The sequence below is a fragment of the Pseudomonas sp. MB-090624 genome (assembly GCF_003205245.1).
Classification (GTDB): domain Bacteria; phylum Pseudomonadota; class Gammaproteobacteria; order Pseudomonadales; family Pseudomonadaceae; genus Aquipseudomonas; species Aquipseudomonas juntendi.
Genome location: NZ_QJRK01000010.1, coordinates 12228 through 31702, shown reverse-complemented (window position 1 = coordinate 31702; position 19475 = coordinate 12228). Strand labels below are relative to the sequence as shown.

At 57.1% G+C, this 19475-nt stretch carries 27 protein-coding genes; all 27 read right to left on the bottom strand.

What is annotated here, in order from left to right:
* Nucleotides 1-8 precede the first annotated feature (8 nt).
* The 27 genes from secY to rpoC all read right to left on the bottom strand — a co-directional run bounded on the left by secY (nt 9) and on the right by rpoC (nt 19466).
* Entirely contained in the window at nt 9-1340 is a 1332-nt protein-coding gene (gene secY / locus DMX12_RS07405; protein ID WP_110676875.1) for a preprotein translocase subunit SecY, read from the bottom strand.
* Nucleotides 1341-1775 carry a 50S ribosomal protein L15 gene (gene rplO, locus DMX12_RS07400; protein WP_003255461.1) on the bottom strand — a complete coding sequence of 145 codons (435 nt, stop codon included), beginning with the start codon at nt 1773-1775 and terminating at the stop codon, nt 1341-1343.
* A 3-nt stretch (nt 1776-1778) separates the two neighbouring features.
* The gene (gene rpmD / locus DMX12_RS07395) at nt 1779-1955 is read right to left on the bottom strand and encodes a 50S ribosomal protein L30 (RefSeq protein WP_003255463.1); all 177 of its coding nucleotides are present in this window, start codon (nt 1953-1955) and stop codon (nt 1779-1781) included.
* Between the two features lie 2 nt (nt 1956-1957).
* Nucleotides 1958-2458 carry a 30S ribosomal protein S5 gene (gene rpsE / locus DMX12_RS07390; protein ID WP_003255465.1) on the bottom strand — a complete coding sequence of 167 codons (501 nt, stop codon included), beginning with the start codon at nt 2456-2458 and terminating at the stop codon, nt 1958-1960.
* A gap of 3 nt (nt 2459-2461) precedes the next feature.
* Nucleotides 2462-2812 (bottom strand): 50S ribosomal protein L18, encoded by a 351-nt coding sequence (gene rplR / locus DMX12_RS07385; RefSeq protein WP_009681973.1) that lies wholly within the window; start codon nt 2810-2812, stop codon nt 2462-2464.
* A 10-nt stretch (nt 2813-2822) separates the two neighbouring features.
* Complete coding sequence (gene rplF, locus DMX12_RS07380; RefSeq protein WP_009681972.1) at nt 2823-3356, bottom strand: 50S ribosomal protein L6; 534 nt, start codon at nt 3354-3356, stop codon at nt 2823-2825.
* A gap of 12 nt (nt 3357-3368) precedes the next feature.
* Nucleotides 3369-3761, bottom strand: a complete 393-nt coding sequence (rpsH, locus tag DMX12_RS07375) for a 30S ribosomal protein S8 (RefSeq protein ID WP_009681971.1) — start codon at nt 3759-3761, stop codon at nt 3369-3371.
* A gap of 208 nt (nt 3762-3969) precedes the next feature.
* Nucleotides 3970-4275 carry a 30S ribosomal protein S14 gene (rpsN, locus tag DMX12_RS07370; protein ID WP_009681970.1) on the bottom strand — a complete coding sequence of 102 codons (306 nt, stop codon included), beginning with the start codon at nt 4273-4275 and terminating at the stop codon, nt 3970-3972.
* Between the two features lie 13 nt (nt 4276-4288).
* Nucleotides 4289-4828: a 50S ribosomal protein L5 gene (gene rplE, locus DMX12_RS07365; RefSeq protein ID WP_003255474.1), complete on the bottom strand. Its 540-nt coding sequence runs from the start codon at nt 4826-4828 to the stop codon at nt 4289-4291.
* A 20-nt stretch (nt 4829-4848) separates the two neighbouring features.
* Nucleotides 4849-5163: a 50S ribosomal protein L24 gene (gene rplX, locus DMX12_RS07360; RefSeq protein ID WP_003255476.1), complete on the bottom strand. Its 315-nt coding sequence runs from the start codon at nt 5161-5163 to the stop codon at nt 4849-4851.
* A gap of 11 nt (nt 5164-5174) precedes the next feature.
* The gene (rplN, locus tag DMX12_RS07355) at nt 5175-5543 is read right to left on the bottom strand and encodes a 50S ribosomal protein L14 (RefSeq protein ID WP_008089810.1); all 369 of its coding nucleotides are present in this window, start codon (nt 5541-5543) and stop codon (nt 5175-5177) included.
* 23 nt (nt 5544-5566) lie between these two features.
* A complete protein-coding gene (gene rpsQ / locus DMX12_RS07350; RefSeq protein WP_023534981.1) occupies nt 5567-5833 on the bottom strand; it encodes a 30S ribosomal protein S17 in 267 nt (88 codons plus the stop codon).
* A 2-nt stretch (nt 5834-5835) separates the two neighbouring features.
* Nucleotides 5836-6027, bottom strand: a complete 192-nt coding sequence (gene rpmC, locus DMX12_RS07345) for a 50S ribosomal protein L29 (protein WP_002555481.1) — start codon at nt 6025-6027, stop codon at nt 5836-5838.
* The gene (rplP, locus tag DMX12_RS07340) at nt 6027-6440 is read right to left on the bottom strand and encodes a 50S ribosomal protein L16 (RefSeq protein WP_003255479.1); all 414 of its coding nucleotides are present in this window, start codon (nt 6438-6440) and stop codon (nt 6027-6029) included. Before rplP ends, rpmC begins: the two co-directional genes overlap by 1 nt.
* Before the next feature lie 12 nt (nt 6441-6452).
* Entirely contained in the window at nt 6453-7139 is a 687-nt protein-coding gene (gene rpsC, locus DMX12_RS07335) for a 30S ribosomal protein S3 (protein WP_003255481.1), read from the bottom strand.
* 13 nt (nt 7140-7152) lie between these two features.
* Nucleotides 7153-7485, bottom strand: a complete 333-nt coding sequence (gene rplV, locus DMX12_RS07330; protein ID WP_003103908.1) for a 50S ribosomal protein L22 — start codon at nt 7483-7485, stop codon at nt 7153-7155.
* Nucleotides 7486-7496: 11 nt separating this feature from the next.
* A complete protein-coding gene (gene rpsS / locus DMX12_RS07325) occupies nt 7497-7772 on the bottom strand; it encodes a 30S ribosomal protein S19 (protein ID WP_003255482.1) in 276 nt (91 codons plus the stop codon).
* Nucleotides 7773-7788: 16 nt separating this feature from the next.
* Nucleotides 7789-8613, bottom strand: coding sequence for a 50S ribosomal protein L2 (gene rplB, locus DMX12_RS07320; protein ID WP_003255483.1), 825 nt, complete (start codon nt 8611-8613; stop codon nt 7789-7791).
* A gap of 14 nt (nt 8614-8627) precedes the next feature.
* Nucleotides 8628-8927 carry a 50S ribosomal protein L23 gene (gene rplW, locus DMX12_RS07315; protein WP_003255484.1) on the bottom strand — a complete coding sequence of 100 codons (300 nt, stop codon included), beginning with the start codon at nt 8925-8927 and terminating at the stop codon, nt 8628-8630.
* A complete protein-coding gene (gene rplD, locus DMX12_RS07310) occupies nt 8924-9526 on the bottom strand; it encodes a 50S ribosomal protein L4 (protein ID WP_003255485.1) in 603 nt (200 codons plus the stop codon). The genes rplW and rplD overlap by 4 nt, the downstream gene beginning before the upstream one ends.
* Before the next feature lie 12 nt (nt 9527-9538).
* The gene (gene rplC / locus DMX12_RS07305; RefSeq protein WP_003255486.1) at nt 9539-10174 is read right to left on the bottom strand and encodes a 50S ribosomal protein L3; all 636 of its coding nucleotides are present in this window, start codon (nt 10172-10174) and stop codon (nt 9539-9541) included.
* Nucleotides 10175-10254: 80 nt separating this feature from the next.
* A complete protein-coding gene (gene rpsJ, locus DMX12_RS07300; RefSeq protein ID WP_003186070.1) occupies nt 10255-10566 on the bottom strand; it encodes a 30S ribosomal protein S10 in 312 nt (103 codons plus the stop codon).
* Between the two features lie 141 nt (nt 10567-10707).
* Complete coding sequence (gene tuf / locus DMX12_RS07295; protein WP_010951775.1) at nt 10708-11901, bottom strand: elongation factor Tu; 1194 nt, start codon at nt 11899-11901, stop codon at nt 10708-10710.
* Between the two features lie 27 nt (nt 11902-11928).
* Nucleotides 11929-14076: an elongation factor G gene (fusA, locus tag DMX12_RS07290; RefSeq protein ID WP_054913551.1), complete on the bottom strand. Its 2148-nt coding sequence runs from the start codon at nt 14074-14076 to the stop codon at nt 11929-11931.
* Nucleotides 14077-14106: 30 nt separating this feature from the next.
* Nucleotides 14107-14577, bottom strand: a complete 471-nt coding sequence (gene rpsG / locus DMX12_RS07285; RefSeq protein WP_003246741.1) for a 30S ribosomal protein S7 — start codon at nt 14575-14577, stop codon at nt 14107-14109.
* Between the two features lie 106 nt (nt 14578-14683).
* On the bottom strand, nt 14684-15055 hold the full coding sequence (rpsL, locus tag DMX12_RS07280; RefSeq protein WP_003255492.1) for a 30S ribosomal protein S12: 372 nt from the start codon (nt 15053-15055) through the stop codon (nt 14684-14686).
* A 211-nt stretch (nt 15056-15266) separates the two neighbouring features.
* Nucleotides 15267-19466: a DNA-directed RNA polymerase subunit beta' gene (gene rpoC / locus DMX12_RS07275; protein WP_009681247.1), complete on the bottom strand. Its 4200-nt coding sequence runs from the start codon at nt 19464-19466 to the stop codon at nt 15267-15269.
* Between the last annotated feature and the right edge of the window lie 9 nt (nt 19467-19475).

The following is a 19475-nucleotide window of genomic DNA, read 5'->3' as shown; positions in this document are numbered from 1 at the left end:
GGGGCGTATCAGCGCAGCAGGCCGCTGCCACCGTAGCCTTTCAGGTTGGCTTTCTTCATCAGGGATTCGTACTGGTGCGAAACGAGGTGCGATTGTACTTGGGACATGAAGTCCATCACAACCACTACCACAATCAGCAACGAGGTCCCGCCAAGGTAGAACGGCACATTTGCTGCCACCACCAGGAACTGGGGCAGAAGGCAGACGGCCATCATGTAAAGAGCACCGAACATGGTCAAACGGGTCAGTACGCCATCAATGTAGCGCGCCGACTGCTCACCAGGACGGATACCCGGAATAAAGGCACCGGACTTCTTCAGGTTTTCCGCTACGTCTTTCGGGTTGAACATCAACGCTGTGTAGAAGAAGCAGAAGAAAATGATCCCTGCACTAAACAGCAGAATGTTCAACGGCTGACCAGGAGCGATCGACTGCGAGATGTCCTGCAGCCAGCCCATACCTTCGGACTGACCGAACCAGGCACCCAGCGAAGCCGGGAACAGCAAAATGCTGCTCGCGAAAATGGCCGGGATAACCCCCGCCATGTTCACCTTCAACGGCAAGTGGCTGGTCTGCGCAGCGAAGACCTTGCGGCCCTGCTGACGCTTGGCGTAGTGAACGGCGATACGACGCTGACCACGCTCAATGAACACCACGAAACCGATAATCGCTACTGCCAGCAAACCGATTGCGACCAGGGCGAAAATGTTGATATCGCCTGTGCGTGCAGACTCGAAAGACTGCCCGATTGCTCTCGGAAGACCGGCAACGATACCCGCGAAGATCAACATCGAGATACCGTTGCCCACACCGCGCTCGGTGATCTGCTCGCCCAGCCACATCATGAACATCGCGCCCGCCACGAAGGTGGAGACGGCGACGACATGGAAGCCCAGGCCTACAGAAAACGCCACGCCCTGGTTGGCCAGGCCAATGGACATGCCAATGGCTTGAACCAGTGCCAGGATAACGGTGCCGTAGCGGGTGTACTGGCTGATCTTGCGACGGCCAGCTTCACCTTCCTTCTTCAACTGCTCCAGTTGCGGGCTGAGCGCAGTCATCAGCTGCATGATGATCGATGCCGAGATGTACGGCATGATCCCCAGTGCAAAGATGCTCATGCGCTCGAGCGCGCCACCGGAAAACATGTTGAACAAGCTAAGAATGGTCCCCTCATTCTGCCGAAACAGATCCGCCAGACGGTCCGGATTGATGCCAGGCACCGGGATATGTGCGCCTATCCGATAGACGATGATCGCCATGAACAGAAAGCGCAGACGAGCCCAGAGTTCCGACATCCCGCCCTTACCGAGCGAAGAGAGAGCACCTTGCTTAGCCATTTATTCCTCGAATTTGCCGCCAGCTGCTTCGATAGCCGCACGCGCACCCTTGGTGGCTGCGATACCCTTGATGGTGACTGCGCGAGTAACTTCGCCAGACAGCATGATTTTCACACGCTGAATGTGCTGGTTGATCACGTTGGCATCCTTCAGGGATTGCACGGAGATCACGTCGCCTTCCACTTTGGCCAGCTCGGACAGACGCACTTCAGCGCGGTCCATGGCTTTCAGGGAAACGAAGCCGAACTTCGGCAGACGACGGTGCAGCGGCTGTTGACCGCCTTCGAAGCCAGGAGCGATCGAACCACCCGAACGGGAAGTCTGACCTTTGTGGCCACGGCCGCCGGTCTTACCCAGACCGCTACCGATACCACGACCTGGACGATGCTTCTCGCGACGGGAACCCGGCGCTGGACTCAGATCATTGAGTTTCATCGATTAGCCCTCGACCTTCAGCATGTAGTAAGCCTTGTTGATCATCCCGCGGTTCTCGGGAGTATCCTGGACTTCTACAGTGTGACCGATGCGACGCAGACCCAGGCCTTTAACACACAGTTTGTGGTTAGGCAGACGGCCCGAGACGCTCTTGATCAGCGTTACTTTTACGGTTGCCATGATCAGAAGATCTCCTCGACGCTCTTGCCGCGCTTGGCAGCAATGGATTCAGGAGATTGCATGGCTTTCAGACCCTTGAAGGTGGCGTAAACCACGTTCACTGGGTTGGTCGAACCGTAGCACTTGGCCAGAACGTTCTGAACACCAGCAACTTCCAGGACAGCACGCATTGCGCCACCGGCGATGATACCGGTACCTTCCGAAGCAGGCTGCATGTAAACCTTCGAGGCGCCGTGGGCAGCCTTGGTGGCGTACTGCAGGGTAGTGCCCTTCAGGTCAACCTGGATCATGTTGCGACGGGCAGCTTCCATGGCTTTCTGGATCGCGGCTGGTACTTCGCGCGATTTGCCACGGCCGAAGCCGACACGACCTTTACCATCACCTACCACGGTCAGCGCGGTGAAGGTGAAGATACGGCCGCCTTTTACGGTTTTGGCAACGCGGTTAACTTGAACCAGCTTCTCGATGTAGCCTTCGTCGCGCTTTTGATCGTTATTTGCCATAACTTAGAACTCCAGCCCGCCTTCACGAGCAGCATCAGCCAGCGCTTTGACGCGGCCATGGTACTTGAAGCCGGAACGGTCAAAGGCAACTTGAGATACACCGGCGGCTTTCGCACGCTCAGCTACCAGCTTGCCAACCTTAGTGGCCGCGTCGATGTTGCCAGTGGCGCCATCACGCAGTTCTTTGTCCAAGGTCGAGGCGCTTGCCAGAACCTTGCTGCCGTCGGCCGAAATGACCTGGGCGTAGATGTGCTGCGAGGAGCGGAACACGCACAGGCGCACGACTTCGAGTTCGTGCATCTTGAGACGTGCTTTGCGAGCGCGACGCAGTCGAATAACTTTTTTGTCGGTCATTTACTAGGCCCTACTTCTTCTTGGCTTCTTTACGACGGACTACTTCGTCCGCGTAACGCACACCTTTACCTTTGTAAGGCTCTGGCGGACGGAAGTCGCGGATTTCAGCGGCCACCTGACCCACCAGCTGCTTGTCGATACCCTTGATCAGGATGTCGGTCTGGCTTGGGGTTTCAGCGGTGATACCGGCTGGCAGTTCGTAGTCCACTGGGTGCGAGAAGCCCAGAGCCAGGTTCAGGACGGTGCCTTTAGCCTGTGCCTTGTAACCAACACCGACCAGCTGGAGCTTGCGCTCGAAGCCTTGGCTTACGCCTTGGACCATGTTGTTCACCAGAGCGCGGGTGGTACCGGCCATGGCGCGAGCTTGCTGGTCACCGTTGCGAGCGACGAAACGCAGCTCGCCAGATTCTTCGGTAACTTCAACAGACGAGTGAACGTTCAGTTCGAGAGTGCCTTTGGCACCCTTCACCGAAAGCTGCTGGCCGGCGAATTTGACTTCGACGCCTGCTGGCAGCTTAACGGGGTTCTTAGCGACGCGAGACATGCCTATCTCCCCTTAGAACACTGTGCACAGAACTTCGCCGCCGACACCGGCAGCGCGCGCAGCGCGATCAGTCATCACACCTTTGTTGGTGGAGACGATAGACACGCCCAGACCGCCACGTACTTTCGGCAGCTCTGCGACGGACTTGTACTGGCGCAGGCCTGGACGGCTGGAGCGCTTCAGTTCTTCGATGACCGGACGGCCTTCGAAATACTTCAGTTCGATCGACAGGGAAGGCTTGGCCTCACCAGTTACCTGGTAGCCAGCGATGTAACCTTCGTCTTTCAGAACTTTGGCAACCGCGACCTTCAGGGTGGAGGAAGGCATGCTTACGACGGACTTTTCAGCCATCTGGGCATTACGGATGCGAGTTAGCATGTCCGCTAACGGGTCCTGCATACTCATGGGCTAGATGCTCCTGATACAAGAATTATTAGCCTTGCGGCTATCACAACCACCCGAACAGGCAGGGGAAAACCCCAGGCTCAGGTGAGCCGGTCATTCTAGACACAAGGTAGAAACGAAACAAGCCCCATGTAGGGGCTTGTTTGATGGCAAGGTCACCGGCGGTCGGAAGATTGCTCCCCTTGCGCCGGGATCTTGCCTGCAGCGATTACCAGGAGGCCTTGACCAGACCTGGTACGTCACCGCGCATTGCAGCTTGACGCAGCATGTTACGGCCCAGGCCGAACTTACGGTATACACCGTGAGGACGACCGGTCAGGCGGCAACGGTTGCGCAGGCGCGAAGCGCTAGCGTCGCGTGGCTGCTTCTGCAGAGCGACTACGGCAGCGAAACGCTCTTCAGGAGAGGCGTTGACGTTGACGATGGTCGCTTTCAGTTCAGCACGCTTCTTAGCGAACTTGGCTACCGTGAGCTGACGCTTCAGCTCGCGGTTTTTCATGCTCTTCTTGGCCATTTTCCTACTCCAATCAGTTGCGGAACGGGAACTTGAAAGCACGCAGCAGAGCGCGGCCTTCGTCGTCCGAACGAGCAGTGGTGGTCAGGGTGATGTCCAAACCGCGCAGAGCATCGATCTTGTCGTAGTCGATTTCCGGGAAGATGATCTGCTCTTTCACGCCCATGCTGTAGTTGCCACGGCCATCGAAGGACTTGGCATTCAGGCCGCGGAAGTCGCGGACCCGAGGCAGGGAGATCGCCAGCAGGCGGTCCAGGAATTCGTACATCTTGTCGCTACGCAGGGTCACCTTGACGCCGATCGGCCAGCCTTCGCGGACTTTGAAGCCAGCGATGGACTTGCGAGCGAAAGTCACAACCGGCTTTTGACCGGTGATCTTTTCCAGGTCGGCAACAGCGTGCTCGATGACTTTCTTGTCGCCGATCGCTTCGCCCAGACCCATGTTCAGGGTGATCTTGGTAACGCGCGGAACTTCCATCACGTTCGACAGCTTAAGTTCTTCCTTAAGCTTAGGAGCGATTTCGTTCCGGTAAATCTCTTTCAGTCGTGCCATGGTCTTCTACCTAGCAGTGTTCAAGCATCAACCGCTTTTTGGGTCGACTTGAAGACACGAATTTTTTTACCGTCTTCTACTTTGAAGCCAACGCGATCAGCCTTGTTGGTTTCACCGTTGAAGATGGCAACGTTGGAAGCGTGCAGAGGCGCTTCTTTCTCGACGATACCGCCCTGTACGCCCGCCATCGGGTTAGGCTTGGTATGACGCTTGACCAGGTTCACGCCACCGATAACCAGACGGTCATCAGCCAGAACCTTCAGCACCTTACCGCGCTTACCTTTGTCTTTGCCGGCGATCACGATGATCTCGTCGTCACGACGAATCTTTTGCATGTCGGATCTCCTTACAGCACTTCAGGGGCGAGCGAGACGATCTTCATGAACTTCTCAGTACGAAGTTCACGGGTCACTGGCCCGAAGATGCGAGTGCCGATCGGCTCTTGCTTGGTGTTCAGCAGAACAGCAGCGTTGCCGTCGAAACGAATGATGGAACCGTCAGCGCGACGTACACCGTGACGGGTACGGACGACAACAGCAGTCATCACCTGGCCTTTTTTGACCTTACCGCGCGGAATTGCTTCCTTGACGGTTACTTTGATGATGTCACCGATGCCGGCGTAACGGCGGTGCGAGCCGCCGAGCACCTTGATGCACATGACGCGACGAGCGCCGCTGTTATCGGCCACATCGAGCATGGATTGAGTCTGAATCATAAAATTTCTCCGACCCCTAGCCCTTAGACTTCAACAGCGCGTTCGAGGACTTCAACCAGTGCCCAGGACTTGGTCTTGGCCAGCGGACGGGTTTCGGTAATGGAAACCTTGTCGCCGATTTTGCACTGGTTGGTTTCGTCGTGCGCGTGCAGCTTAGTCGAACGCTTAACGTATTTACCGTAGATCGGGTGCTTGACGCGACGCTCGATCAGAACGGTGATGGTCTTGTCCATTTTGTCGCTGACGACACGGCCAGTCAGCGTACGGACGGTTTTTTCAGCTTCAGCCATGATCACTTACCTGCCTGCTGGTTGAGCACAGTTTTCACGCGAGCGATGTCACGCTTAACTTGCGAGAGCAGGTGCGACTGCCCCAACTGGCCAGTTGCTTTCTGCATACGCAGATTGAACTGGTCGCGCAGCAAGCCGAGCAGTTGCTCGTTCAGTTGCTGTGCCGATTTTTCACGAAGTTCATTCGCTTTCATCACATCACCGTCCGCTTAACAAAGGAGGTGGCGAGAGGCAGCTTTGCAGCAGCCAGGGCGAAAGCTTCGCGCGCCAGCTCTTCAGAAACACCCTCGATCTCGTACAGGACTTTGCCTGGCTGGATCTGGGCAACCCAGTACTCCACGGAACCCTTACCTTTACCCATACGAACCTCGAGAGGCTTCTTGGAGATCGGCTTGTCCGGGAACACACGGATCCAGATCTTGCCGCCACGCTTAACGTGACGGGTCAGCGCACGACGTGCGGACTCGATCTGGCGAGCGGTGAGGCGACCGCGAGCAACAGCTTTCAGGGCGAATTCGCCGAAGCTGACTTTGCTACCGCGCAGTGCCAGACCACGGTTGTGGCCAGTCATCTGCTTGCGGAATTTTGTACGCTTTGGTTGCAACATTTGGCGTACCCCTTACTTAGCAGCTTTTTTACGAGGCGCTGGTGCTTGTGGTTTCAGTTCTTCTTGGCGACCACCAATAACTTCGCCTTTGAAGATCCAAACCTTCACACCGATCACACCGTAAGTGGTGTGAGCTTCGTAGGTGTTGTAGTCGATATCGGCACGCAGGGTGTGCAGTGGCACACGACCTTCGCGATACCACTCGGTACGAGCAATCTCAGCACCGCCGAGACGACCGCTCACCTGGATCTTGATGCCCTTGGCACCAATACGCATGGCGTTCTGTACGGCGCGCTTCATGGCGCGACGGAACATTACGCGGCGCTCCAGCTGCTGAGCTACGCTCTGCGCAACCAGCATAGCGTCGAGTTCCGGCTTGCGGATCTCTTCGATGTTGATGTGCACAGGCACACCCATCTGCTTGGTCAGGTCCTGACGCAGCTTCTCGACATCTTCACCTTTCTTCCCGATAACGATACCTGGACGAGCGGTGTGGATGGTGATGCGTGCAGTTTGAGCCGGACGATGAATATCGATACGGCTTACGGACGCGCTTTTTAGTTTGTCTTGGAGGTACTCACGCGTTTTCAGATCCTTCAACAGGTAATCTGCGTAAGTAGCACCGTCTGCGTACCAGACGGAGGTGTGCTCCTTGACGATTCCCAGGCGAATGCCAGTGGGATGTACTTTCTGACCCATCTGATCGACTCCGTTACTTGTCCGCAACCTTGACAGTGATATGGCAAGACCGCTTGACGATGCGATCAGCACGGCCTTTGGCACGTGGCATGATGCGCTTCAGCGAACGCCCTTCGTTGACGAAGACGGTGGAGACCTTCAGGTCATCAACGTCTGCGCCTTCGTTGTGTTCGGCGTTGGCTACGGCCGACTCGAGGACTTTCTTCATGATTTCAGCAGCTTTTTTGCTGCTGAAGGCCAACAGGTTGAGCGCTTCGCCCACCTTCTTCCCGCGGATCTGGTCGGCGACCAAGCGGGCTTTCTGGGCGGAGATTCGAGCGCCCGACAACTTAGCGGCTACTTCCATTTCCTTACCCCTTAACGCTTGGCTTTCTTGTCAGCCACGTGCCCGCGATAGGTGCGGGTACCGGCGAACTCGCCCAGTTTGTGGCCGACCATGTCTTCGTTCACCAGAACTGGGACATGTTGACGACCGTTGTGTACCGCGATGGTCAGACCGACCATTTGTGGCAGGATCATCGAACGACGCGACCAGGTTTTAACTGGCTTGCGATCATTCTTCTCCACCGCCACTTCGACCTTCTTCAGCAGGTGAAGATCGATAAAAGGACCTTTTTTCAGAGAACGTGGCACTGTCGTATCCCTCTAGTTACTTGCGACGACGGACGATCATGTTGTCGGTACGCTTATTACCACGGGTTTTAGCACCCTTGGTTGGGAAGCCCCATGGCGATACCGGATGACGACCACCGGAGGTACGACCTTCACCACCACCGTGTGGGTGGTCAACCGGGTTCATGGCAACACCACGAACGGTTGGGCGAACGCCGCGCCAGCGTTTGGCACCAGCTTTACCCAGCGAACGCAGGCTGTGCTCGGAGTTCGAGACTTCGCCCAGGGTCGCACGGCACTCAGCCAGGACTTTACGCATTTCACCAGAGCGCAGACGCAGGGTCACGTAGACACCTTCGCGAGCGATCAGCTGAGCCGAAGCACCAGCGGAACGAGCGATCTGTGCACCTTTACCCGGCTTCAGTTCGATGCCGTGGATGGTGCTACCTACTGGAATGTTGCGCAGCTGCAGGGAGTTACCGGCCTTGATTGGGGCCAGTGCACCTGCGATCAGCTGGTCGCCAGCGCTCACGCCTTTAGGGGCGATGATGTAGCGACGCTCACCGTCTGCGTAGCACAGCAGGGCGATGTGAGCAGTACGGTTCGGGTCGTATTCGATACGCTCGACAGTGGCTGGGATGCCATCTTTGTCGTTGCGACGGAAGTCAACCAGACGGTAATGCTGCTTATGACCACCACCAACGTGACGAGTGGTAATGCGGCCATTGTTGTTACGACCACCAGACTTCGATTTTTTCTCGATCAGCGGTGCGTGAGGAGCGCCTTTGTGCAGCTCCTTGTTGACCACCTTGACCACGAAACGGCGGCCAGGGGAAGTCGGTTTGCATTTAACGATTGCCATGATGCACCCCTTCCTTACTCAGCACTGCTGCTGAAATCGAGATCTTGGCCTGGCTGAAGGGAGACGATCGCCTTCTTCCAGTCATTACGCTTGCCCAGACCACGTGCGGTACGCTTGGTTTTACCCAGAACGTTAACAGTCGACACGTTTTCAACTTTTACGTTGAACAGGCCTTCGACAGCTTTCTTGATTTCCAGCTTGGTTGCATCGGTAGCAACCTTGAATACGAACTGGCCTTTTTTCTCAGCCAGAACGGTAGCCTTCTCGGAAACGTGCGGGCCAAGGAGGACTTTGAATACGCGTTCCTGGTTCATCCCAGCAGCTCCTCGAATTTCTTCACGGCCGAGACAGTGATCAACACTTTCTCGTATGCGATCAGACTGACCGGGTCGGAACCTTGTACGTCACGTACATCGACGTGCGGCAGGTTACGAGCAGCCAGGTACAGGTTCTGATCAACAGCGTCGGAAACGATCAAAACATCGCTCAGACCCATGCCGTTCAGCTTGTTCAGCAGATCTTTGGTTTTTGGCGCTTCAACAGCGAAGTCCTGAACCACGACCAGACGGTCGCTACGCACCAGCTCAGCGAGGATGGAGCGCAGTGCTGCGCGGTACATCTTCTTGTTGAGCTTCTGCGAGTGATCTTGAGGGCGAGCTGCGAAGGTTACACCACCGCCACGCCAGATCGGACCACGAGTGGTACCAGCACGAGCACGGCCAGTACCCTTCTGACGCCATGGGCGCTTACCGCCACCAGCCACGTCGGAACGGGTCTTCTGCTGCTTGGTACCCTGACGGCCGCCAGCCATGTAGGCCACGACTGCTTGGTGAACCAGCGTCTCGTTGAATTCGCCACCGAAAGTCAGTTCGGAAACTTCGATCGCCTGAGCGTCATTTACATTAAGTTGCATGTCAGTTTCCCCTTAACCGCGAGCCTTGACAGCTGGACGTACAACCACGTCGCCACCAGTAGCGCCAGGTACGGCACCTTTGATCAGCAGCAGGTTGCGTTCAGCGTCTACGCGAACTACTTCCAGGGACTGAACAGTCACGCGCTCGGCGCCCATGTGACCGGACATTTTCTTGCCCTTGAACACACGACCAGGAGTCTGGCACTGGCCGATGGAACCAGGAACACGGTGCGACACGGAGTTACCGTGGGTGTTGTCCTGACCACGGAAGTTCCAGCGCTTGATGGTACCGGCAAAGCCTTTACCTTTGGACTGACCAGTAACGTCAACCAGCTGGCCTGCAGTGAAGAGTTCAGCTTTGATCAGATCGCCAGCCTGGAAATCGCCTTCTTCAAGACGGAACTCCCAAACACCGCGACCAGCGGCAACGTTGGCCTTGGCGAAGTGGCCTGCCTGAGCGGCAGTCACACGCGAAGCACGACGCTCGCCGACAGTGACTTGCACTGCACGGTAGCCATCGGTTTCTTCAGTTTTGAACTGGGTGACGCGATTCGGCTCGATCTCAATGACCGTGACCGGAATGGAGACACCTTCTTCGGTGAAAATGCGGGTCATACCGCACTTGCGACCGATTACACCAATAGTCATGTTGTAAACCTCATGAGTGTACGGGGCTTTCACCCGCTATGGCCGCCCATTTCAGAGCGTTACACGACTAGACCGAAGTCTTAGCCGAGGCTGATCTGTACTTCCACACCTGCCGCCAGATCAAGCTTCATCAGCGCATCAACGGTTTTATCCGTTGGCTGGACGATGTCCAGAACACGCTTATGAGTGCGGATCTCGTACTGGTCACGCGCGTCTTTGTTGACGTGCGGGGAAACCAGAACGGTGAAACGCTCTTTGCGGGTAGGCAGTGGAATTGGACCACGCACTTGTGCACCAGTACGTTTCGCGGTTTCCACGATTTCCTGGGTGGATTGGTCGATCAGGCGATGGTCGAAAGCCTTCAACCTGATACGGATTTGCTGATTTTGCATTGGATTTCAGACTCCAGGCTGTTCCCAACGGACGCACTACGCCCGCTAAAAGGAGGCGTGATTCTATAGACGCCCCCATTTAGTGTCAACCCAATAAAAAAAACCCCCGCTGAGCGGGGGTTTTTTCAATCGGTCGAGAGATTACTCGATGATTTTGGCTACGACGCCGGCGCCGACGGTACGACCGCCTTCACGGATAGCGAAGCGCAGACCGTCTTCCATTGCGATGGTCTTGATCAGGGTAACAGTCATCTGAATGTTGTCACCTGGCATTACCATTTCAACGCCTTCCGGCAGTTCGCAGTTACCGGTCACGTCAGTGGTACGGAAGTAGAACTGAGGACGGTAGCCTTTGAAGAACGGAGTGTGACGGCCGCCTTCTTCCTTCGAGAGAACGTAGACTTCTGCGGTGAACTTGGTGTGCGGCTTGACCGAACCTGGCTTGACCAGAACCTGACCACGCTCAACGTCGTCACGCTTGGTACCACGCAGCAGAACGCCGCAGTTCTCGCCAGCACGGCCTTCGTCCAGCAGCTTGCGGAACATCTCAACACCGGTGCAGGTGGTGGTGGTGGTGTCACGCAGACCAACGATTTCCAGCGGATCCTGAACGCGGACGATACCACGCTCGATACGGCCGGTAACAACGGTACCACGACCCGAGATCGAGAATACGTCTTCGATTGGCATCAGGAATGGCTGGTCGATGGCACGAACTGGCTCAGGGATGTAGGCATCCAGAGTTTCTACCAGCTTCTTGACAGCGGTAGTGCCCATTTCGTTGTCGTCTTTGCCTTCCAGCGCCATACGAGCCGAACCGATGATGATCGGGGTGTCGTCGCCTGGGAAGTCGTAGGTGGACAGCAGGTCGCGAACTTCCATCTCGACCAGTTCCAGCAGCTCAGCGTCGTCTACCAGGTCAGCCTTGTTCAGGAAGACCACGATGTACGGAACGCCAACCTGACGGGACAGCAGGATGTGCTCACGGGTTTGCGGCATCGGACCATCGGCGGCCGAGCAAACCAGGATCGCGCCGTCCATCTGGGCAGCACCGGTGATCATGTTCTTCACGTAGTCAGCGTGACCTGGGCAGTCAACGTGAGCGTAGTGACGAATGTTCGAGTTGTACTCGACGTGAGCGGTGTTGATGGTAATACCGCGCGCTTTTTCTTCCGGAGCCGAGTCGATCTTGTCGAACTCAACGACTGCCGAACCGAAAACTTCGGAGCAGACGCGAGTCAGAGCTGCGGTCAGAGTGGTCTTACCGTGGTCAACGTGGCCGATGGTGCCGACGTTAACGTGGGGAAGGGAACGATCAAATTTTTCTTTAGCCACGACAGTGAACCTCTTGCCTAAAGGGGATTAGCCTTGTTTTTTAACGAGTGCTTCGACGATGTTCGACGGAGCTTCGGCGTATTTGGAGAATTCCATGGAGTAGCTTGCGCGACCCTGAGACATGGAACGAACGTCGGTTGCGTAACCGAACATTTCTCCGAGTGGTACCTCAGCAGTGATTACCTTGCCGGACACCGAGTCTTCATTACCCTGGATCATCCCACGACGACGGCTCAGGTCACCCATCACGTCACCCAGGTAATCTTCCGGGGTTACAACTTCGACCTTCATGATCGGCTCAAGCACCACGCCACCGCCCTTCTGGGCCAGTTGCTTGGTCGCCATCGAAGCGGCGATCTTGAACGCCATTTCGTTGGAGTCGACGTCGTGGTACGAACCGTCGAACACTGTAGCCTTCAGGCCGAGCAGCGGATAGCCGGCAACAACGCCGTTTTTCATCTGCTCTTCGATACCCTTCTGGATCGGGGCGATGAATTCCTTCGGAATCACACCACCAACGACTTCGTTGGTGAAGACCAGACCTTCGGTGATGTTGCCCTTCTCGTCGACGTCTGGCTCCGAGAAACGGATCCAGCAGTGACCGAACTGACCACGACCACCCGACTGACGAACGAACTTGCCTTCGATCTCGACGTTGGACTTGGTGATCTTCTCGCGGTACGAAACCTGCGGCTTGCCGACGTTGCACTCGACGTTGAATTCGCGCTTCATGCGGTCAACGAGGATGTCCAGGTGCAGCTCACCCATACCGGAGATGATGGTCTGGCCGGTTTCTTCGTCGGTCTTGACGCGGAACGACGGGTCTTCCTGGGCCAGCTTGCCCAGTGCGATACCCATCTTCTCCTGGTCAGCCTTGGTTTTCGGCTCTACGGAGAGCGAAATTACCGGCTCAGGGAAGTCCATACGCTCAAGGATGATCGGCTTGTCGAGGTTGCACAGGGTATCACCGGTGGTGACGTCCTTCATCCCGATCAGAGCAGCGATGTCACCTGCACGTACTTCCTTGATCTCTTCACGCTGGTTGGCGTGCATCTGCACCATACGGCCAACGCGCTCTTTCTTGCCCTTGACCGAGTTGATGACGGAGTCACCAGAGGTCAGGAAGCCCGAGTAAACGCGGACGAAGGTCAGGGTGCCCACGAACGGGTCGGTAGCGATCTTGAACGCCAGAGCCGAGAACGGCTCGTTGTCGTCAGCAGGACGCTCGTCGTACTGTTCTGGCTTGACTTCATCCTTCGGCACGTCGATCAGATCAGGGTGGATACCCTTGATCGCAGGGATCTCGGTTGGCGCAGGCAGGTAGTCAATGACGGCATCGAGAACCAGGGGAACGCCCTTGTTCTTGAACGAAGAACCGCAGACAGCAGGAACGATCTCGCTCGCCAGGGTACGGGCGCGCAGACCAGCCTTGATGTCTTCGACGGACAGGTCACCTTCTTCAAGGTACTTGTTCATCAGCTCTTCGTTGGCCTCGGCAGCAGCCTCGACCATGTTGCTGCGCCATTCGTTGGCCAGGTCCACCAGCTCGGCAGGAATTTCTTCCTCGCGGTAGGTGGTGCCTTTGTCGTCGTCGTTCCAGTAGATGGCCTTCATCTTGATCAGGTCAACCTGACCCTGGAAGTCATCTTCTGCACCGATGGCCAGCTGGACCGGAACCGGGGTGTGACCCAGACGGTTCTTGATCTGACCTACAACGCGCAGGAAGTTGGCACCGGCACGGTCCATCTTGTTCACGTATACGACACGTGGAACGCCGTACTTGTTGGCCTGACGCCATACGGTTTCGGACTGCGGCTCAACGCCGGAGGTACCGCAGAACACAACGACCGCGCCGTCGAGTACGCGCAGCGAACGCTCTACTTCAATGGTGAAGTCAACGTGGCCGGGGGTATCGATGACGTTTACGCGGTAGTTGTCGTACTGACCACGGGAACCTTTCCAGAAGGTGGTAACGGCAGCGGAGGTAATGGTGATACCGCGCTCCTGCTCCTGCACCATCCAGTCGGTGGTCGCGGCGCCGTCATGCACCTCGCCCATCTTGTGGCTCAGACCTGTGTAGAACAGGATCCGCTCGGTAGTGGTAGTCTTGCCCGCGTCAACGTGGGCACAGATACCGATGTTACGGTAGCGGTTAATTGCTGTAGTACGAGCCATAAAGCCCTCGCAAAATGATTGATGCTTGAATTAGAAGCGGTAGTGCGAGAACGCTTTGTTGGCTTCAGCCATACGGTGCACGTCTTCACGCTTCTTGACTGCAGCACCCTTGCCTTCAGCAGCATCCAGCAGTTCGCCGGCCAGACGCAGAGCCATCGACTTCTCGCCGCGCTTGCGGGCGTAGTCTACGAGCCAGCGCATTGCCAGAGCGTTACGACGGGATGGACGAACTTCAACCGGAACCTGGTAAGTAGCACCGCCTACACGACGGGACTTGACTTCGACCAGCGGAGCGATGGCGTCGAGAGCTTTCTCGAAGATTTCCAGGGGGTCGCTGTTCTTGCGTGCTTTGACGGTATCCAGGGCACCGTAAACGATGCGCTCGGCTACGGCCTTCTTGCCGCTTTCCATCACGTGGTTCATGAACTTGGCGAGGATCTGGGATCCGTACTTCGGATCGTCAAGGATCTCACGTTTTGCTGCTACACGACGTCTTGGCATGATAAGCCCTCAAACGGTCTTCAGGTTAGCCCGGGACGCGGGTCTTCGACCCCTGCCCGACCTTACTCTTATCGACTCAAAAAAATGGATGTCTGCAAACGGCCGATTACTTCGGACGCTTGGTACCGTATTTCGAACGACCCTGGTTACGGCCTTTGACGCCCGAAGTATCCAGAGAGCCGCGAACGGTGTGGTAACGAACACCTGGCAAGTCTTTTACACGGCCGCCACGGATCAGGACGACGCTGTGCTCTTGCAGGTTGTGGCCTTCACCACCGATGTACGAGGAAACCTCGAAACCGTTGGTCAGACGCACACGGCATACTTTACGCAGTGCCGAGTTAGGTTTTTTCGGCGTGGTGGTGTACACACGGGTGCACACGCCACGACGTTGCGGGCAGTTCTGCAGCGCAGGAACGTCGGACTTCTCGACCGAACGCTTACGCGGCTGACGTACCAGCTGGTTGATAGTTGCCATCTACTAGCTCCACTGATTGTCTTGCGACTCTATTGTCTTGCAAGAAAGCCAAAAATTGGCGAGACGGAGCCTCACCAAATTTAAGGGTACAAAAGTCTAAAGAGGATCTTGCACCCAGTCAAGACAAGGCCCCGGCCCTCCTCGCCCGATCATCGGCAACATTTCATGTCGCCGATGCCCGTTCGAGGGTAGCCGGGGCCCCGCCCTGGACTTAGTTACCGCTGGAATTCAGCGCTTCGGTCAGTGCGGCTTCCACCTCACTGGCGCTGACACGCAACGGTTTGTCGGCATCACGGCGACGCTTGCGCTCGCTGTGGTAAGCCAGACCAGTACCGGCTGGGATCAAACGACCCACAACCACGTTCTCCTTCAGGCCGCGCAGGTAGTCGCGCTTGCCGGTTACCGCCGCTTCGGTCAGTACGCGGGTGGTTTCCTGGAAGGAAGCCGCGGAGATGAACGACTCGGTCGACAGCGAGGCCTTGGTGATACCCAGCAGCACACGGGTGAACTTGGAGATGAACTTGTCCTCGCTGGCGAGACGCTCGTTCTCTACCAGTACCTGGGTCAGTTCCATCTGGTCGCCCTTGATGAAGCTGGAATCGCCCGACTCGGAGATCTCGACCTTGCGCAGCATCTGACGCAGGATGGTCTCGATGTGCTTGTCGTTGATCTTCACGCCTTGCAGACGGTAAACGTCCTGGATCTCGTTGACGATGTACTTCGCCAGCGCGCTGACACCCAGCAGACGCAGGATGTCGTGCGGATCGCTCGGGCCGTCGGAGATAACTTCACCGCGGTTTACCTGCTCACCTTCGAACACGTTCAGGTGGCGCCACTTCGGAATCAGCTCTTCGTACGGATCGCTACCGTCGGTCGGAGTGATCACCAGGCGACGCTTGCCCTTGGTCTCTTTACCGAATGCGATGGTGCCGCTGACTTCAGCCAGAATCGAGGCTTCTTTCGGACGACGCGCTTCGAACAGGTCGGCAACGCGCGGCAGACCACCGGTGATGTCACGGGTCTTCGACGTTTCTTGCGGGATACGCGCAATAACGTCACCAACACCGATCTGGGCACCGTCAGCCACACCCACGAGGGCGTTGGCCGGCAGGAAGTACTGGGCAGGTACGTCGGTACCTGGCAGGTACAGATCCTTGCCAGCGGCATCGACCATCTTGATTGCCGGACGGATTTCCTTGCCTGCGGCAGGGCGATCCTTCACGTCCAGTACTTCAATGTTGGTCAAGCCGGTCAGTTCATCGGTCTGACGCTTGATGGTGATGTTTTCTTCCATGCCCACGAAGGTCACGGTACCTTTCAGCTCGGTCACGATCGGGTGGGTGTGCGGGTCCCACTTGGCGACGATGGCGCCAGCTTCGACCTTTTCACCTTCCTTGACCGAAATCACTGCACCGTAAGGCAGCTTGTAGCGCTCACGCTCACGGCCGAATTCGTCGGCAATGGCCAACTCACCGGAACGCGATACGGCAACCAGGTTGCCGTCGGCACGCTCGACCTGCTTCAGGTTGTGCAGACGCACCATACCGCCGTTCTTCACCTGGACGCTGTCGGCAGCCGAAGTACGGCTTGCAGCACCACCGATGTGGAACGTACGCATGGTCAGCTGGGTACCCGGCTCACCGATCGACTGTGCAGCGATAACGCCGACAGCTTCACCGATGTTCACCTGGTGACCGCGAGCCAGGTCACGACCGTAGCACTTGGCGCAGATGCCGTAGCGGGTTTCGCAGCTGATCGGCGAACGCACGATCACTTCGTCGATGCTGTTCAGCTCGATGAACTCGACCCACTGCTCGTCGACCAGGGTACCGGCCGGAACGATCACGTCCTCGGTGCCTGGCTTGAACACGTCGCGGGCGATGACACGACCCAGTACACGCTCACCCAGCGGCTCTACAACGTCGCCGCCTTCGATGTGCGGAGTCATCAGCAGGCCTTGGTCGGTGCCGCAGTCGATCTCGGTAACCACCAGATCCTGGGCAACGTCCACCAGACGACGCGTCAGGTAACCCGAGTTCGCAGTCTTCAAGGCGGTATCCGCCAGACCCTTACGAGCACCGTGGGTCGAGATGAAGTACTGGAGTACGCTCAGACCTTCACGGAAGTTCGCGGTGATCGGCGTCTCGATGATCGAGCCGTCCGGCTTGGCCATCAGGCCACGCATACCAGCCAGCTGACGGATCTGTGCTGCGGAACCCCGCGCACCCGAGTCAGCCATCATGTACATCGAGTTGAAGGACTCTTGCTCGACTTCCTTGCCCTCGCGGTCGATGACCTTCTCTTTCGAGAGGTTGGCCATCATCGCCTTGGACACTTCGTCGTTCGCCTTGGACCACAAGTCGATGACCTTGTTGTACTTCTCGCCCTGGGTTACCAGGCCGGAGGCGTACTGGCTCTCGATTTCCTTCACTTCATCGGTAGCGTTACCGATGATGCGGGCTTTCTCGTCCGGGATAACGAAGTCGTTAACACCGATGGAAACACCGGAAATGGTCGAGTAGGCGAAACCGGTGTACATCAACTGGTCAGCGAAGATGACGGTCTCTTTCAGACCAACCACGCGGTAGCACTGGTTGATCAGCTTGGAGATCGCCTTTTTCTTCATTGGCTGGTTGACCACATCGTACGGCAGGCCTGCCGGTACAACCTGGAACAGCAGCGCACGGCCGACGGTGGTGTCGACGATACGGGTGTTCTTGACCACCGAGCCATCACGCTCTTTCACGGTTTCGTTGATACGAACCTTGATTTTCGCGTGCAGGGCAGCTTCGCCGGCGCGGAATACGCGGTCGACTTCCTGCAGGTCGGCGAATACGCGACCTTCGCCCTTGGCATTGATCGCCTCACGGGTCATGTAGTACAGACCCAGTACAACGTCCTGCGACGGAACGATGATTGGCTCACCGTTGGCTGGCGACAGAATGTTGTTGGTCGACATCATCAGCGCGCGCGCTTCGAGCTGGGCTTCCAGCGTCAGCGGCACGTGAACGGCCATCTGGTCACCGTCGAAGTCGGCGTTGTACGCGGCGCAGACCAGCGGGTGCAGCTGGATGGCTTTACCTTCGATCAGAACCGGTTCAAAGGCCTGGATACCCAGACGGTGCAGGGTTGGCGCACGGTTGAGCAGTACGGGGTGTTCGCGGATCACCTCGGCGAGAACGTCCCATACCTCTGGCAGCTCGCGCTCGACCATCTTCTTGGCAGCCTTGATTGTGGTCGCCAGACCACGCATTTCCAGCTTGCCGAAAATGAACGGCTTGAACAGCTCGAGGGCCATCTTCTTCGGCAGACCGCACTGGTGCAGACGCAGGGTCGGGCCTACGGTAATTACCGAACGGCCGGAGTAGTCCACACGCTTACCGAGCAAGTTCTGACGGAAGCGACCTTGCTTACCTTTGATCATGTCGGCCAGGGACTTCAGCGGACGCTTGTTCGAGCCAGTGATGGCGCGACCGCGACGGCCGTTGTCCAGCAGGGCGTCGACCGCCTCCTGCAGCATGCGCTTTTCGTTGCGCACGATGATGTCCGGCGCCGACAGATCCAGCAGGCGCTTCAGACGGTTGTTACGGTTGATCACCCGACGATACAGGTCGTTCAGGTCGGAGGTCGCGAAGCGGCCACCATCCAGCGGTACCAGCGGACGCAGGTCCGGCGGCAGTACTGGCAGAACGGTCAGCACCATCCACTCAGGCAGGTTGCCCGAGCCCTGGAAAGCTTCCATCAGCTTCAGGCGCTTGGACAGCTTCTTGATCTTGGTTTCCGAGTTGGTCTGCGGAATTTCTTCACGCAGGCGGCCGATCTCGTGCTCCAGGTCGATAGCGTGCAGCAGTTCGCGGACAGCCTCGGCACCCATGCGGGCATCGAAGTCGTCACCGAACTCTTCCAGCGCTTCGAAGTACTGCTCGTCGTTCAGCAGCTGGCCCTTTTCCAGGGTGGTCATGCCCGGGTCGATAACGACGTAGCTCTCGAAGTAGAGCACGCGCTCGATGTCACGCAGGGTCATGTCCATCAGCAGGCCGATACGGGACGGCAGCGACTTCAGGAACCAGATGTGGGCGACCGGCGAGGCCAGCTCGATGTGCGCCATGCGCTCACGACGCACTTTGGCCAGGGCAACTTCAACGCCGCACTTCTCGCAGATTACGCCACGGTGCTTGAGGCGCTTGTACTTGCCGCACAGGCACTCGTAGTCCTTGACTGGGCCAAAGATCTTGGCGCAGAACAGGCCGTCACGCTCAGGCTTGAACGTACGGTAGTTGATGGTTTCCGGCTTCTTAACTTCACCGAACGACCACGAACGGATCATTTCAGGCGACGCCAGACCGATGCGGATGGCGTCGAACTCTTCGACTTGACCCTGGTTTTTCAGCAAATTCAGTAGGTCTTTCAAGGCCTTTCC